Origin of the sequence: Fulvimarina uroteuthidis, assembly GCF_034321785.1 — a bacterium.
GTDB lineage: Bacteria > Pseudomonadota > Alphaproteobacteria > Rhizobiales > Rhizobiaceae > Fulvimarina > Fulvimarina uroteuthidis.
On the sequence record NZ_JAXLPB010000002.1, the window covers coordinates 185833 to 199644 of the forward strand.

Genomic DNA, 13812 nt, shown 5'->3' on the forward strand with positions numbered 1-13812 from the left:
GAGGCCTCCTATGCAAGCCCTGTGGTGCTGTCGCTTATCGCGCCGAACACCCACGCCATGATGGATTTCTGGGCGTGCAGCCGGTTCTCCGCCTCGTCGAACACCACCGATTGCGGGCCGTCCATGACGGCGTCGGTGACTTCCTCGCCGCGGTGCGCGGGGAGACAGTGCATGAACAGGGCCTCGGATTTGGCATGCGCCATCAGCGCCTCGTTCACCTGATAGGGCATGAAGATGTCATGGCCGCGCGCCTGCGCCTCGCGGCCCATGGACACCCAGGTATCGGTGATGACGCAGTCCGCACCCGTCACCGCTTCCACCGGATCGCGCGTCGTCAGGATCTGTGCGCCCGCCTTGCGCGCCCAGTCGACATGGCGATGATCGGCTTCCGAGCCTTCCGGCGTCGCGATGGTCATGCGGAAGCCGAAGCGGGCGGCCGCCTCGATCCACGAGGCGGTGACGTTGTTGCCGTCGCCCACCCAGGCGAAGGTCTTGCCCTTCACCGGACCGCGCTTTTCCTCGAAGGTCAGGATGTCTGCCATGATCTGGCAGGGATGCGTATCATCGGTCAGGCCGTTGATGACCGGCACCGTCGCATTGTCGGCCATCTCGATGAGCCGGGCATGCTCGGTGGTGCGGATCATGATCGCATCGACGAAGCGGGACATGACTTTTGCCGTATCCGCGATCGTCTCGCCCGAGCCGAGCTGCATTTCCGTGCCCGACAGGAACAGGGTCTCGCCGCCGAGCTGGCGCATGCCGACGTCGAAGGAGACGCGCGTGCGCGTCGAGGGCTTGTCGAAGATCATGGCGAGGACCTTGCCTTCGAGCGGTCTCGGCGCGCGGCTCCCGAGGGATTTGCGCTGGGCGGCATCGGCCAGGATGATCCTGAGATCGGCCGTGCTCATCGCGGCGATATCGAGGAAATGCTTCGGCTTCTGGGTCATGGTGACGTCGCTTGGCGCTCAGGCGCTCTTCTCGTGTTGGGACAACGCGGCGATGCCGGTTTCCAGACGCTGCATGGCTTCGCGGATCTCATCCGGCGTGATCGTCAAAGGCGGAAGAAGACGCACCACATTGTCGCCCGCCGGCACCGAGAGGAGGCCCGCCTCGCGCAGCGCCGCGACCAGTTCGGTGTTGGCCGGAATTGCCTTGAGGCCCATCAGGAGACCCGTGCCGCGCACGTCCGAAATGACGTCCGGAAAACGGTCCTTCAGGGATTCCAGGGATTGCTTGAAGAGGATTGCCTTGTCGCGCACGCCCTCGAGGAAACCCTCGTCCAGCACCACGTCGAGCACCGCATTGCCGACGGCCATCGCCAGCGGATTGCCGCCGAAGGTCGAGCCGTGGGTGCCCGGCGTCATCGCCGATCCCGCCGCTTCGCTCGCAAGACAGGCACCCATCGGGAACCCGCCGCCGATGCCCTTCGCGGTGGCCAGGATGTCCGGATCGGCCCCGCCGGCATTCTGGTAGGCGTAGAAGCGCCCGGTGCGGCCGATGCCGGTCTGGACCTCGTCGTAGATGAGGAGGATGCCGCGCTCGTCGCACAGTTCGCGCAGTCCGGTGAGGCACGGCAGCGGCAAAGCGCGCACCCCACCCTCGCCCTGCACGGGCTCGACGAGGATGGCCGCGACGTCGGGCTCGGCCGCCGCGCGCTTCAGCGCCTCATGGTCTCCGAACGGCAGGGAGACGAAGCCCGGCGCCTTGGGCCCGAAGCCCTCGAGATATTTCTCCTGGCCGCCCGCGGCGATCGTGGCGAGCGTGCGCCCGTGAAACGCGCCTGAAAACGTCAGGATGTTGACCCGCTCGGGCGCACCGTTGACGTAGTGATAGCGCCGCGCGGTCTTGATCGCGCATTCGAGCGCTTCCGCTCCGGAATTGGTGAAGAAGACCCGGTCGGCGAACGAGGCTTCGCAGAGCCGGTCGGCGAGCCGCTTCTGGCCCGGAATCTCGAACAGGTTCGAGACGTGCCACAGCTTTTCGGCCTGCGCCTTCAACGCCTCGACGAGATGGGGATGGGCGTGGCCGAGGGAGTTGACGGCGACGCCGCCCGCGCAATCGAGATATTGCCGGCCGTCCGTGCCCGTCAGCCACACGCCCGCGCCCTTCTCGAACGCCAGGGGTGCCCGGTTGTAGGTCGGATAGATCGGCGATGTTTTCTCGGCGGCAACTGACGACATGATCTCGAACGGTCCCATAAACAGGCGTCGATCGCTGCCCGGCCCCTGAAATGCGAGAAGCCCGCCGCATGGGCAGGCTTTGGGGAAACCGGGTCGCAACCTTTAGTCTTTCGGCCTATACCACGGGCGCGCCCGTTTTTGTCAACGAAACCGCAATCGCGCGGCGAATGCACCTCGAAGATCCGCCGGCGGATCCTCGAGGCTGACCGGGCGCGCGCATCGCCGCGCCCCGTCCCGGCTCGCCCGGTCTTGACCGCGAGCCAGTGGCGTAAACCACCGTTTCGAGCCGCTTTCACCCCTCGAAGGTTGGGGAAAAGACGCCGTTGCGCGCGCCGTCAGTCGCATCACCCTTGCAAGATGATTCGCCCCCATTATAGATAGGTGTGAACAATACCAGATTTCGTATTGAAGCTCGGCCCCCAAACTAGATGCAGCGTTGCTGGCGCCTTTCCTGGCCCGCATGATCCGCTGCCCGGCCGAAAGCGGCGAAAAGGATGACAAGATGAGCTGGACCGACGAACGTGTCAGCACCCTCAGGCAACTCTGGACCGATGGCCACAGCGCCAGCCAGATCGCCGACCGCCTCGGTGGCGTGACCCGCAATGCCGTGATCGGAAAGGCCCACCGCCTGAAGCTTGAGTCGCGCGGCAAGAGCGCCAACGGCGCGGGCGAAGCGGAGGAGGCGGAGATCGCGCCGGCCGCCGAGGCGATCGAGCCGGAGCCGCAGGCCCCGCGCGTCGAGATCGCCGACGAGACCGTCGTCACCGGTCGGTTCGCGGCGACCGGAGCCGCCTCGATGGCCTCGTCCGCCCGCCCGCAATCCTTCGGCGCGACGGCGCTCAAGATGGAGCCGGACGAAGACGTGGAGTACGAGATCGAGGTGCAGAGCACGACGGATGCGATCACCGGCGAGATCGTGCCGATCGCGCGCAAGCTCACCCTCGTCCAGTTGACCGAGCGCACGTGCAAGTGGCCCGTCGGCGATCCGATGCATGACGACTTCCATTTCTGCGGAAACCCGTCACGGGATGCCTCGCCTTACTGCGAATTCCACGCAAAGCTTGCGTTCCAAGCCGTCGAGCGCCGCCGCGCCCGCTGAGGGCGGCCCGTCGGACTGTCCGCCAAGCCTGCAAATATACCTCCCAAGGTAGCTTGTTACCCTCTCGATAATTTGAGAATGTGCACGCGAACTTGATGGGAGGACCCCGATGAACCTGATTTCGATCCGCAGTTCGGCCGCCGTGGCTGCCGTGCTGCTCGCTGCCGCGGGCCCGCTGGCCGCGCAGGAATTTACCCCGCAGAACCCCGAATGCATCGCGCCGGCCAATGCCGGCGGCGGCTGGGACTTCACCTGCCGCCAGGTCGGCAAGACCATGCAGGACCCGGACCTCGTGCCGGGCACCGTGCAGGTCACCAACATGGCCGGCGGCGGTGGCGGCGTCGCCTATGCCGAGGTCGTCAACAAGCGCAACGATTCCAACGACAGCTTCGTCGCCGCCTCCTCGGCCACGACGACCCGCCTCGCCCAGGGCGCCTATCCAGGCAACACCATGGACCAGGTCCGCTGGCTCGGCTCCGTCGGCGCCGATTACGGCGTCATCGCCGTCGCCAAGGACAGCGAGATCAACACGCTTCCCGAACTGATGGACAAGATCAAGGCCGATCCGCAATCGGTATCGATCGGCGGCGGTTCGGCCGTGGGCGGCTGGGATCACCTGAAGGCGCTGATGGTGGCCGACAAGGCCGGCATCGAGGATCTGCGCCAGATCAAATATGTCGCCTTCGACGGCGGCGGCGAAGCCGTCACCCAGCTTCTGGGCGGCTCGCTCCAGGCCTTCACCGGCGATACGTCGGAGGCCAAGGGTTTCGTCGATTCCGGCGACATCAAGGTGCTCGCCGTACTCGCGCCCGAGCGCCTGGAGGGGGATTTTTCCGCCTTCCCCACCGCCAGGGAGCAGGGCCTCGACGTGGTGGGCGCCAACTGGCGTGGCTTCTACGGGCCCGGCGGCATGAGCGACGAGGCTTACGACTACTGGACGAAGACCTTCGAAGACGTCGCCGCGTCGGACGAGTGGAAACAGATCATGCTGCAGAGCGGCCTGGCGCCGTTCGACCTGTCGGGTGACGAATTCCGTCAGTTCGTCGCCGACAATATCAGCGAGATCCAGACGATCTCGCGGGAAATCGGTCTGGTTCAGTAAGACATTCGATCGCGGGCGGACGTCTTCGGAGTCCGCCCTTTTTCGTGGCCGATCGTTTGCTTGGGAAAAATCATGACCGATCGTATCTTCGGCAGCCTCATGGTGCTGCTCGCGGCCTTCTTCATCTGGGCCGCCTTCCAGATCCAGCTCTCCTTCATCACTGATCCGCTGGGACCCCGCGCGTTCCCCATCATCATCGGCGTGGTCTTGGGTCTTTGCGGGCTCGTCGTGCTCCTGAAGCCCGATCCGGAGCCGGAATGGCCGCAGCTCTCGCGCATGCTCGAGATCGCCGCGGCGACGATCGTGTTCCTGGCCTACGGCCAGCTCCTGCCCGAGCTCGGCTTCCTCATCTGCACCTTCTTCGCCGGCGGCTATCTCGCCTGGCGGCTCGGCTGCGGCTGGCTCGAAGCCATCGTCGCGGGCGCGGGCACCTCGATCGGCATCTATGTCGTCTTTCACCTCATCCTCGGACTGTCGCTCGCGCGCGGCCCCTTCGGCTTTTAGGACAAGGGTCCGCACATCATGGAAGCACTCTCCTCACTTGCCGAAGGCTTCGGCGTCGCGCTGACGGTCCAGAACCTGTTCCTCGCCTTCGTCGGCTGCTTTCTCGGCACCATCATCGGCGCCCTTCCGGGCCTCGGCCCGTCCAACGGCGTCGCGATCCTCATTCCCCTCGCCTTCACGCTCGGCCTCCCGGCGACGCCGGCGATCATCCTCCTCACATCCGTCTATTACGGCTGCATGTATGGCGGCCGCATCTCGTCGATCCTTCTCAACATTCCCGGCGACGAGCCGGCGATGATGACGACCCTCGACGGCTATCCGATGGCGATGAAGGGCCAGGCCGGCGAGGCGCTGGCGATTTCCGGCATCGCCTCCTTCATCGGCTCGTTCGTGGCGACCTGGGGCCTGGTCTTCCTCGCACCCATGCTCGTGACCGTCGCGCTTCTGTTCGGCCCGGCGGAATATTTCGCGCTCTATCTCCTCGCCTTCGCCACGCTCGGCGGCCTGTCCGCCCGCAACCAGGCCAAGAGCGCGCTCGCGGCGGCCCTTGGCATCGGCATCGCGATGGTCGGCGTCGACGGCCAGACCGGCGTGCCCCGCTTCACCTTCGGGGAAGTCCATCTCTACGACGGCATCGATTTCCTCGTCGCCATCGTCGGCCTCTTCGCCGTCTCGGAGGTCTTTCTCTTCCTCGAACATCGCGGAGACCGCTCGGGTCCCGGCGAAGAGAAGGTGAAGATCACCGGGCGCATCATGCCGTCGGGCGCGATGCTGAAGGACACGTCCGGCGCCATGGGCCGCGGGACGGTCATCGGCTTCATCGCGGGCGTCCTGCCGGGCGCCGGCGCATCGCTCGGCTCGTTCCTCGCCTACGCGTTCGAGAAGAAGTGGAGCGACAAGGACAAGAGCTTCGGCAAGGGCAATCCGCGCGGCGTCGCGGCACCCGAAGCCGGCAACAACGCCTCGGCCGGCGGGGCGCTGGTGCCCATGCTCGCCCTCGGCGTGCCGGGCTCGGGCACCACCGCGGTGCTGCTCGCCATGCTGCTCGCCCTCAACATCACCCCGGGACCGCTGCTGTTCACGCAGAACCCCGACGTCGTCTGGGGCCTCATCGCCGCGCTCTTCATCGGCAACGTCATGCTGCTGATCATGAACCTGCCGATGATCGCGATCTTCGCGCGGGTTCTCCTGATCCCGGTTCGCTACCTGATGCCGGCCGTTGCGATGATCTCCTTCGTCTCGGTCTACGGCATTTCCGGCTCGGCCTTCGACATCACCATGCTGGTGATCTTCGGCGTGCTCGGCTGGTTCCTGCGCAAGATCGACGTGCCGACCGTGCCGGTGGTCCTCGGCATTCTCCTCGGCAATTCGATGGAGGTGAACCTTCGCCGCGAGATGACCATCGCGAACGGCGACCTGTGGGCGCTGGTCGATTCGCCGATCTCGATCGTCCTGTGGATCGTCGCGATCGGCGGTTTCGTCCTGCCGATCGTGATGGGGCGCATCAAGAAGCAGCCGGCCAATGTAAGCCGGGCCGACGCCGAGGCCGCAAATCCGGATTGATCGGAACATCCCGATCTTCGGCGGGGCTCAGCCTCGCCGAAGATCCCGCAGCGTGCTCGAAGACATGGCCGTGCGGGCCCCGTGCAGGAATGTCCAGGCCGGCGCCTTGCGATAGGCCAGATCGGCCGCCTCATGTTCGGGCACGCGGAACCGCGCATAGCGGATGGCGAATTTCGACGACAGCGTCGACAGCGTATCGCCCGGGCGGTCGATGATGGCGATCGGCACGCTCCGCGCGATCTCCTCCCAATCCTGCCAGCGATGAAAGCCCGTCAGACTGTCGGCCCCCATGATCCAGACGAAACGCAGATGCGGTGACCGCGCGCGCGCGATGCGGATCGTATCGGCCGTGTAGCGCACCCTGTAGGCCGCCTCGAAGGCGGTGGCCCGATGATGCGGACCGGCGCCCAGCTTGCGGACCGCCGCAAGGCGCCTGGCCAGCGGTTCCAGATCGCCGTGATCCTTCAAGGGATTTCCGGGCGTGACGAGCCACCAGACGGCGTCGAGCGCCAGGCGCCTGGTTGCCCGCTCGGCGACCAGAAGATGCCCCTCGTGCGGCGGATTGAACGAGCCCCCGTAAAGTCCGACGACCTGCCCGCGCCCCGCATCGGGAATGCGCAGATCGCGGCGCGAAAGCCCCTCATCCACGGCGATCGCCGCCCCCGGCGCGATGGTTCCGAGCGCCGTCAGGGCCTCGTCTGCCCATGGCCTCGAACGCGGTAATTGAAGCTCGTCAGCTGTTCGAGACCGACGGGGCCGCGCGCGTGCATCTTGCCGGTGGCGATGCCGATCTCCGCGCCCATGCCGAACTCGCCGCCATCGGCGAATTGCGTCGAGGCATTGTGCAGGAGGATCGCGGAATCGATGCCGTTCATGAAGGTTTCGACCGCGCCCGCATCCTGCGCGATGATCGCCTCGGTGTGATGCGAGGAATGGCTCTCGATGAAGGAGACCGCATCGGCGACACCATCGACGAGCGCGACCGAGATGATCGCGTCGAGATATTCGGTGCGGAAATCCTCATCGCTCGCCGCCTTCGCGTCCGGGTAGAGCGCAAGCACGTCCGCGCTTGCGCGGATCTCGCAGCCCCTGGCGGCAAGCGCGTCGAGGATCGGCACCAGATGGGTGTCCTGCACAGCGCGGTCGACGAGCAGGGTTTCGGCCGAGCCGCAGATGCCGGTGCGCCGCATCTTGGAATTCACCGTGACGTCCACCGCCATGTCGAGATCGGCCGACGCGTCGACATAGACGTGGCACAGGCCCTCCAGATGGGCGAACACGGGAACGCGCGCCTCGGACTGGACACGCGATACGAGGCTCTTGCCGCCGCGCGGCACGATGACGTCGAGGTTCCCCTGCAGGCCCTTCAGCATTTCGCCGACGGCGGCGCGGTCCGTCGAGGGCACGATCTGGACGGCGTGTTCGGGAAGGCCCGCGGCGAGGAGGCCCTCGCGAAGCGCGGCATGGATCGCGGCCGACGAATTCACCGAATCCGAGCCTCCGCGCAGGATCACGGCATTGCCCGACTTCAAGCACAGCGCGCCGGCATCGGCGGTGACGTTGGGCCGGCTTTCGTAGATCACGCCGATGACGCCGAGGGGCGTGCGCACCCGGCTGATCTCGATCCCGTTCGGCCGCGTCCAGGAGGCGATCACGCCGCCGACCGGATCGGCCAGGCCGGCGATCGCGCGCAGGCCCTCGGACATGGCGACGACGCGGGCGGCGTTGAGCGTCAGCCGGTCGATGAAGGCGGCGGGGGAGCCCTTTTCCTGCGCGCGCGCGACATCGATCTCGTTCTCGGACAGGATCGTTCCGAGCGATGCGACGATCGCATCGGCCATCGCGATCAGCGCTTTGTCCTTTTGCTCGCTGGGGGCGGTCGCAAGGATACGGGACGCGGCACGGGCACGCTCTCCCATGCCCCGCATCATGTCGGCAACCGGCGGTGCGGCGGCCTCGCGCGTCTCATGGGTGTCGGCGTTGGTGCGGATGGGGTCGAGCATCACATGCTCCTTGCCTGTTGGATCTTTTGGGGACGGCGGGGTCGGGGTGTGCGGTGTCACTCGTGCTGCAGCAGGCCGTTCGGGGATTCGCGGAATTCGTTGACCACCATGTCGTCCCGGTGGATCACGACGTTGCGGCCCTCATAGCCGAGCGCGGCGCCGATCTTGTCGGAATGGAGTCCGGCGATGATCGAGGCGTCCTCATTGTCGTAGGTGATCAGCCCGCAGGCGACCTCGTTGCCCGACTGGTCGAGCACCGCGACCGTGTCGCCGCGGCGGAAGGTGCCCGAGACCTTCGTAATGCCCTTGGGCAACAGGCTCTTGCCCTGCTTCAATGCCCGGACCGCGCCATCGTCGATGGTGATGCCGCCGCTGGTCGAAAGATGGCCGGAAATCCAGCGCTTGCGCGCGGTCTGTGGATTGCCGCTGGCCAGAAACCGCGTCAGGCGGCCGCCGTTCTCGATCGCCGCCAGGGGATAGAGACGATGTCCGAGCGTGATGATCATCTCCGTGCCCGATGCCGTCGCGATGCGGGCGGCATCCATCTTGGTCTTCATGCCGCCGCGCGAATATTCGGAGGCCGCGGCCCCCGCCATCGCGTCGATCTCCGGCGTCACCTTCTCCACCAGCGGAATGTGCGTCGCCTCGGGATCGAGCGCGGGGGGCGCCGTATAGAGACCGTCGACGTCGGACAGCAGGATCAGGAGGTCGGCGTCCACCATGGTCGCGACCCGGGCGGCGAGGCGATCATTGTCGCCATAGCGGATTTCGGACGTCGCGACCGTGTCGTTCTCGTTGATCACGGGGATCGCCCGCATGGACAGAAGCGTGCCGATCGTCGCGCGGGCGTTCAGATAGGCCCGCCGATGCTCGGTGTCGTTGAGGGTGAGGAGGATCTGCCCGGTCTGGAAATTGTGCCGGCTCAGCATCTCCGAATAGGTGCGCGAGAGGGCGATCTGGCCGACGGCGGCGGCCGCCTGGCTCTCCTCCAGCTTCAGCGGCCCGGGCGCGATCTTCAGAAGCGTGCGCCCCATGGCGACCGCTCCCGACGATACGATGAGGATCTGGTGGCCCTGCGCGGCAAGACGCGCCACGTCCTCGCAGAGCGATTCCAGCCAGACGCGGCGAAGCCCCCTGCCCCGGTCGACGAGGAGCGCCGAACCGATCTTGATGGTGATGCGCTTGTAGCGTGACAGATCGAACGTCATCGCTCGTACGCTCCTTCGGGCTGCCAGCCCTCTTCGCCATCGTCCCCGTCGTCGGCGGGGGGATCGCGGTCGGCCGCGATCGTTTTGGCCAGAAGCCGCAACGTGTCCGTCAGCCCTTCCTGGCTGACGGCGGACAGTTCGATGACGGTCTTGCCGGAGGCCTGCTTCAGGGCGGCGAGCTTTTCGGCGCGCATCTCCTTGTCGAGCGTATCGACCTGACTCAGGCAGAGAATTTCCGTCTTGTCCTCGATGCCGTTGCCATAGGCCTCGAGTTCGCCGCGCACGGTGCGGTAGGCTGCCGCGACATCCTCCTCGACGCAGGAGACGAGATGCAGGAGAACGCTGGTGCGCTCCACATGGCCGAGGAAACGGTCGCCGATACCGACACCGAGATGGGCGCCCTCGATCAGCCCGGGAATGTCGGCGATGACGAACTCGTTGCCATCCACCTTGGCGACGCCGAGACCCGGATGCAACGTCGTGAAGGGATAGTCGGCGATCTTCGGTCGGGCGCGCGTCACCGTCGACAGGAAGGTGGATTTTCCCGCATTGGGAAGGCCGACCAGGCCTGCGTCGGCGATGAGCTTCAGCCGCAGCCAGATCGTCAGCTCCTGGCCGGGAATACCGGGATTGGCATGGCGGGGCGCCTGGTTGGTGGAGGATTTGAACCGGTCGTTGCCGAAACCGCCATTGCCGCCCTGGGCGATCTTGCGGCGATCGCCGATCTTTTCCAGGTCGCAGATCAGGGTCTCGTTGTCCTCGGCGAACACCTGCGTGCCCGCCGGCACCTTCAGCGTGATGCTTTCGCCGTTCGCGCCGTGCCGGTTCCGGCCCATGCCATGGACGCCGGTCTGCGCCTTGAAATGCTGCTGGTAACGATAGTCGATCAGGGTGTTCAGACCGGACACGGCCTCGATCCAGACATCGCCGCCGCGACCGCCATCGCCGCCGTCCGGCCCGCCGAATTCGACGAAACGCTCGCGGCGGAAGGAGACGGAGCCTGCTCCGCCGTCGCCGGAGCGGACGTAGACTTTGGCTTGGTCGAGGAATTTCATGGGTCTGGCCTGGCTTTGATCTGTGAGATGTCGAAAGAAAAGCGGATCAGCGATCCGGTTTATAAAAGGTGACGTTGGAGGATGCGAGCGGTAGATAATATTTGGACACCGTCACCGCGTTGGTCACCGTGCCGTCGTCCTGCGGCTGCATGACATGGTGGAAGCGAAACAGCGTGTCCGATCCGTTCGGTGCGTAGCCGTCATAGTCGAGCGTCAGTCTCGCCGGCGCGTATTCGCCCGTCACCCGCCGCGGCGCCGTCAGGGTTCCGTCCCCGATCTGCGTGCGCACGGTGCCGGAGATCGATCCGTCCCGGTGCGCGAAGAGTTCCCAGCGCTGCAGCGCCTCGCCTCCGGCAAAGGTGAAGCGTTCGTCGAGGGTGAGCTCGCCCCGCGCGTAAACGCCCTCGAAGCGTGCGGTGAACGCCTGCGTCGAGACGAACAGGGTGGTGATCGTGCCGTGCGAGCGCGACGTTCCGTCGAAGAAGGACAGCGGCGTCGGCGGGATCGTTCCGGCGTCGCGGGCAACGGCGAGGCCCGTGGCAAGGCTTCCAGCCAGAACGCCCGCGCCGAGAACCATCTTCCGCCAACCTATCATCCTATCGTCCCCACATGCGGATCGACCGCCAAGAATTTCTGTCCAGCATATAATGCTCCGATGCGACGCGGCCCGCCGAAAGCGAATCGATCATGCCGGGACCGGTAAACGCGAAACCGCATCGACGGATGAGCTGCCGGGATGCATCGTTGACCACCCGGCACGAAACGTCGATCCGGTCGAGTTCCAGGGTTTGGAAGCCGTAATCGATCAGGCGCTGGGCCGCTTCCGTGCCGTAGCCCGAACCCCAGAAGGCGCGGCCGAGCCAGTAGCCGAGTTCGGCCCGGCCATGGCGCAGCCTGTGCAACCCGCCGATGCCGATGAGATCGTCGCATTCGCGCCGCGCCAGAGCGAAGATCGCGTTCTTGCTCTGCTGCGGGATCGCCGCGACGAACGCCTCGGCATCGTCCGTCATGTAGGGCCAGGGCACCCGCGACAGCATGGAGACGACGTCGTAATCGGCAAGGTGCGCGGTGATCGCCGGCACGTCCCGCATGGTGGGTCGTCGCAGGATCAACCGCCGCGTCGTCAACCGTTCATCGTCTTCGCAGTCCAGGGTCAGGTCGTCGCTCATCAGAGCCTCCGGTAGAAACGAAACAAGGGAAGATGGCGGCCCATCTCCCCTGTTCGTCTTCTGTCGGATTTCGCCTGAAGCGGATGTCCTCAAGAATGCCGGGTCGGTGGGACGCCGGCACTCGAGAAAGCACCGGTCATTCTGCGGCGGCGGCCGCCGGAATTACGGACACGAAGGTCCGCTTGTTGGCTTTCTTCTGGAACACGACCGTGCCGTCCGCCTTGGCGAACAGGGTGTGGTCGCGGCCGAGGCCGACATTGGTGCCCGGGTGCCAGCGCGTTCCGCGCTGACGAATGAGAATGTTGCCCGCCGTGACCTGCTCGTTGCCGAACTTCTTCACGCCGAGGCGCTTGGATTCCGAATCGCGACCGTTGCGCGACGAACCGCCAGCTTTCTTATGTGCCATCTCGAAACTCTCCTTGCCTCTCGCTTCAGAGGCTTGCGGGCGGCTACGACGCCCAAAATAACCGTTTGATCAGGTTCCGCGACCCGTTTTTTCGACGGGGCGCGAAAATCCGCCCAGTGTCAGGCGCCGGCGATATTCGCCACGCGAACCTTGGTCAGGTTCTGGCGATGGCCGCGGGTGCGCTTGGAATTCTGGCGACGACGCTTCTTGAAGGAAATGACCTTCTTGCCGCGGGTCTGCTCGACGATCTCCAGCGTGACCTTGGCGCCGTCCACGAAGGGCGTGCCGATCTTGGTGCCGACCATCAGGACTTCGGCAAGCTCGATCTTGTCGCCGGCCTCGCCCTGGATACGCTCGATTTCGAACTGGTCGTCGGCGGTGACGCGATACTGCTTTCCGCCGGTTTTGATGACTGCGAACATTTTATCTCCGTTCGTCTGATCGGCTCTCATGTCGGGCCCTTCGGGGAAGGGATGACCGGGCCGTCTTCTTGTTCAGTCGGGTTCATCACAAGACACCAAAAGGCTGGAAGACGCAGCTCCGCCCCAGCCTTTGGATCTGCGCACGGTATAAGCACTTGTGTTCCGGGGCGTCAAGCCGTCGGGCGTTCGGGAACGATGGCATCGGACGCATCGCGCGTGAAGACGCTCCTCACACCTCGTCGAGCCCCAGATCGACGATCGGGGCCGAATGGGTGAGCCAGCCGACAGAGATGAGGTCGACGCCGGCGGCCGAGACCGGGCCGACGGTCTCGGCCGTCATCCGGCCGGAGGCTTCGGTCGTGGCGCGGCCCGCGACCATGCGGACGGCCTGCGCCAGGGTCTCGGGGGTCATGTTGTCGAGAAGCACGGCGTCGGGCTCGTATCTCAGGGCCTCTTCGAGCTGCGCCAGCGTATCGACCTCGATCTCGATCTTCAGCATGTGGCCGGCATAGGCCCTGGCGCGGCCCATCGCCTCCTTCACCGATCCGGCGACGGCGATGTGATTGTCCTTGATGAGGATCGCATCGTCGAGGCCGAAGCGGTGATTGCCGCCGCCGCCGGCCTTCACCGCGTGCTTTTCGAGCGTGCGAAGGCCCGGCGTCGTCTTGCGGGTGCAGACGATGTCGGCCGCGCCGTGGGCGCGCGCGGCGGCGACGAGATCGGCCGTCGCCGTCGCGATGCCGGACAGGTGGCAGACGAGATTGAGCGCCACCCGCTCGGCGGTGAGGATCGAACGGGCGGGCCCGGAAATCGCCAGCACCGTGTCGCCGGGCGCAAACCGTCCGCCATCTGCCATCACGCTTTCCAGCGCGATCGAAGGATCGATGAGCTCGAAGGCGAGGCGGGCCGCGTCGAGGCCGGCGAGCGTGCCGGACTGGCGCGCGGCGATCACGCCCTTCATCGTGGCATCGGCCGGGATGACGGCTTCCGACGTCACGTCGCCGCGCCGCCCGAGGTCTTCGTGAAGGGCGGCGCGCACGATCGGCTCGATCAGGAAGCGCGGCGGGCCGCTCGCGGCGGCCGATCTTTGATCAGGCATGA

15 protein-coding genes are annotated in these 13812 nt (G+C 65.9%); 4 read left to right on the top strand and 11 right to left on the bottom strand.

Annotation, left to right across the window (positions count from 1 at the left end):
• Positions 1-8 precede the first annotated feature (8 nt).
• The gene (gene argF, locus U0C82_RS05855; protein ID WP_322186155.1) at positions 9-947 is read right to left on the bottom strand and encodes an ornithine carbamoyltransferase; all 939 of its coding nucleotides are present in this window, start codon (positions 945-947) and stop codon (positions 9-11) included.
• An 18-nt stretch (positions 948-965) separates the two neighbouring features.
• Positions 966-2180: an aspartate aminotransferase family protein gene (locus U0C82_RS05860; RefSeq protein WP_322186156.1), complete on the bottom strand. Its 1215-nt coding sequence runs from the start codon at positions 2178-2180 to the stop codon at positions 966-968.
• Positions 2181-2682: 502 nt separating this feature from the next.
• Between U0C82_RS05860 and U0C82_RS05865 the strand changes: the two genes are divergently transcribed.
• The 4 genes from U0C82_RS05865 (at position 2683) to U0C82_RS05880 (ending at position 6448) form a co-directional block, all read left to right on the top strand.
• A complete protein-coding gene (locus tag U0C82_RS05865; RefSeq protein ID WP_322186157.1) occupies positions 2683-3279 on the top strand; it encodes a GcrA family cell cycle regulator in 597 nt (198 codons plus the stop codon).
• 109 nt (positions 3280-3388) lie between these two features.
• On the top strand, positions 3389-4381 hold the full coding sequence (locus tag U0C82_RS05870; protein ID WP_322186158.1) for a Bug family tripartite tricarboxylate transporter substrate binding protein: 993 nt from the start codon (positions 3389-3391) through the stop codon (positions 4379-4381).
• Between the two features lie 72 nt (positions 4382-4453).
• Positions 4454-4885, top strand: a complete 432-nt coding sequence (locus U0C82_RS05875; RefSeq protein WP_322186159.1) for a tripartite tricarboxylate transporter TctB family protein — start codon at positions 4454-4456, stop codon at positions 4883-4885.
• Between the two features lie 18 nt (positions 4886-4903).
• The gene (locus U0C82_RS05880) at positions 4904-6448 is read left to right on the top strand and encodes a tripartite tricarboxylate transporter permease (protein WP_322186160.1); all 1545 of its coding nucleotides are present in this window, start codon (positions 4904-4906) and stop codon (positions 6446-6448) included.
• Between the two features lie 27 nt (positions 6449-6475).
• On the opposite strand, the gene U0C82_RS05885 is transcribed toward U0C82_RS05880, so the two are convergent.
• The 9 genes from U0C82_RS05885 to nadC all read right to left on the bottom strand — a co-directional run bounded on the left by U0C82_RS05885 (position 6476) and on the right by nadC (position 13810).
• Complete coding sequence (locus U0C82_RS05885; protein WP_322186161.1) at positions 6476-7096, bottom strand: nicotinate-nucleotide adenylyltransferase; 621 nt, start codon at positions 7094-7096, stop codon at positions 6476-6478.
• 38 nt (positions 7097-7134) lie between these two features.
• Complete coding sequence (locus U0C82_RS05890) at positions 7135-8379, bottom strand: glutamate-5-semialdehyde dehydrogenase (RefSeq protein ID WP_322186856.1); 1245 nt, start codon at positions 8377-8379, stop codon at positions 7135-7137.
• Positions 8380-8507: 128 nt separating this feature from the next.
• The gene (proB, locus tag U0C82_RS05895; protein WP_322186162.1) at positions 8508-9659 is read right to left on the bottom strand and encodes a glutamate 5-kinase; all 1152 of its coding nucleotides are present in this window, start codon (positions 9657-9659) and stop codon (positions 8508-8510) included.
• Positions 9656-10714: a GTPase ObgE gene (gene obgE, locus U0C82_RS05900; protein ID WP_322186163.1), complete on the bottom strand. Its 1059-nt coding sequence runs from the start codon at positions 10712-10714 to the stop codon at positions 9656-9658. Before obgE ends, proB begins: the two co-directional genes overlap by 4 nt.
• A 46-nt stretch (positions 10715-10760) precedes the next feature.
• The gene (locus U0C82_RS05905) at positions 10761-11309 is read right to left on the bottom strand and encodes a DUF3833 family protein (RefSeq protein ID WP_322186164.1); all 549 of its coding nucleotides are present in this window, start codon (positions 11307-11309) and stop codon (positions 10761-10763) included.
• A 1-nt stretch (position 11310) separates the two neighbouring features.
• Positions 11311-11883 (bottom strand): GNAT family N-acetyltransferase, encoded by a 573-nt coding sequence (locus U0C82_RS05910; protein ID WP_322186165.1) that lies wholly within the window; start codon positions 11881-11883, stop codon positions 11311-11313.
• Between the two features lie 136 nt (positions 11884-12019).
• Positions 12020-12289 (bottom strand): 50S ribosomal protein L27, encoded by a 270-nt coding sequence (gene rpmA, locus U0C82_RS05915; RefSeq protein ID WP_322186166.1) that lies wholly within the window; start codon positions 12287-12289, stop codon positions 12020-12022.
• Between the two features lie 119 nt (positions 12290-12408).
• Positions 12409-12711 carry a 50S ribosomal protein L21 gene (gene rplU / locus U0C82_RS05920; RefSeq protein WP_322186167.1) on the bottom strand — a complete coding sequence of 101 codons (303 nt, stop codon included), beginning with the start codon at positions 12709-12711 and terminating at the stop codon, positions 12409-12411.
• Between the two features lie 229 nt (positions 12712-12940).
• Positions 12941-13810 carry a carboxylating nicotinate-nucleotide diphosphorylase gene (gene nadC / locus U0C82_RS05925; protein WP_322186168.1) on the bottom strand — a complete coding sequence of 290 codons (870 nt, stop codon included), beginning with the start codon at positions 13808-13810 and terminating at the stop codon, positions 12941-12943.
• Positions 13811-13812: the final 2 nt, after the last annotated feature.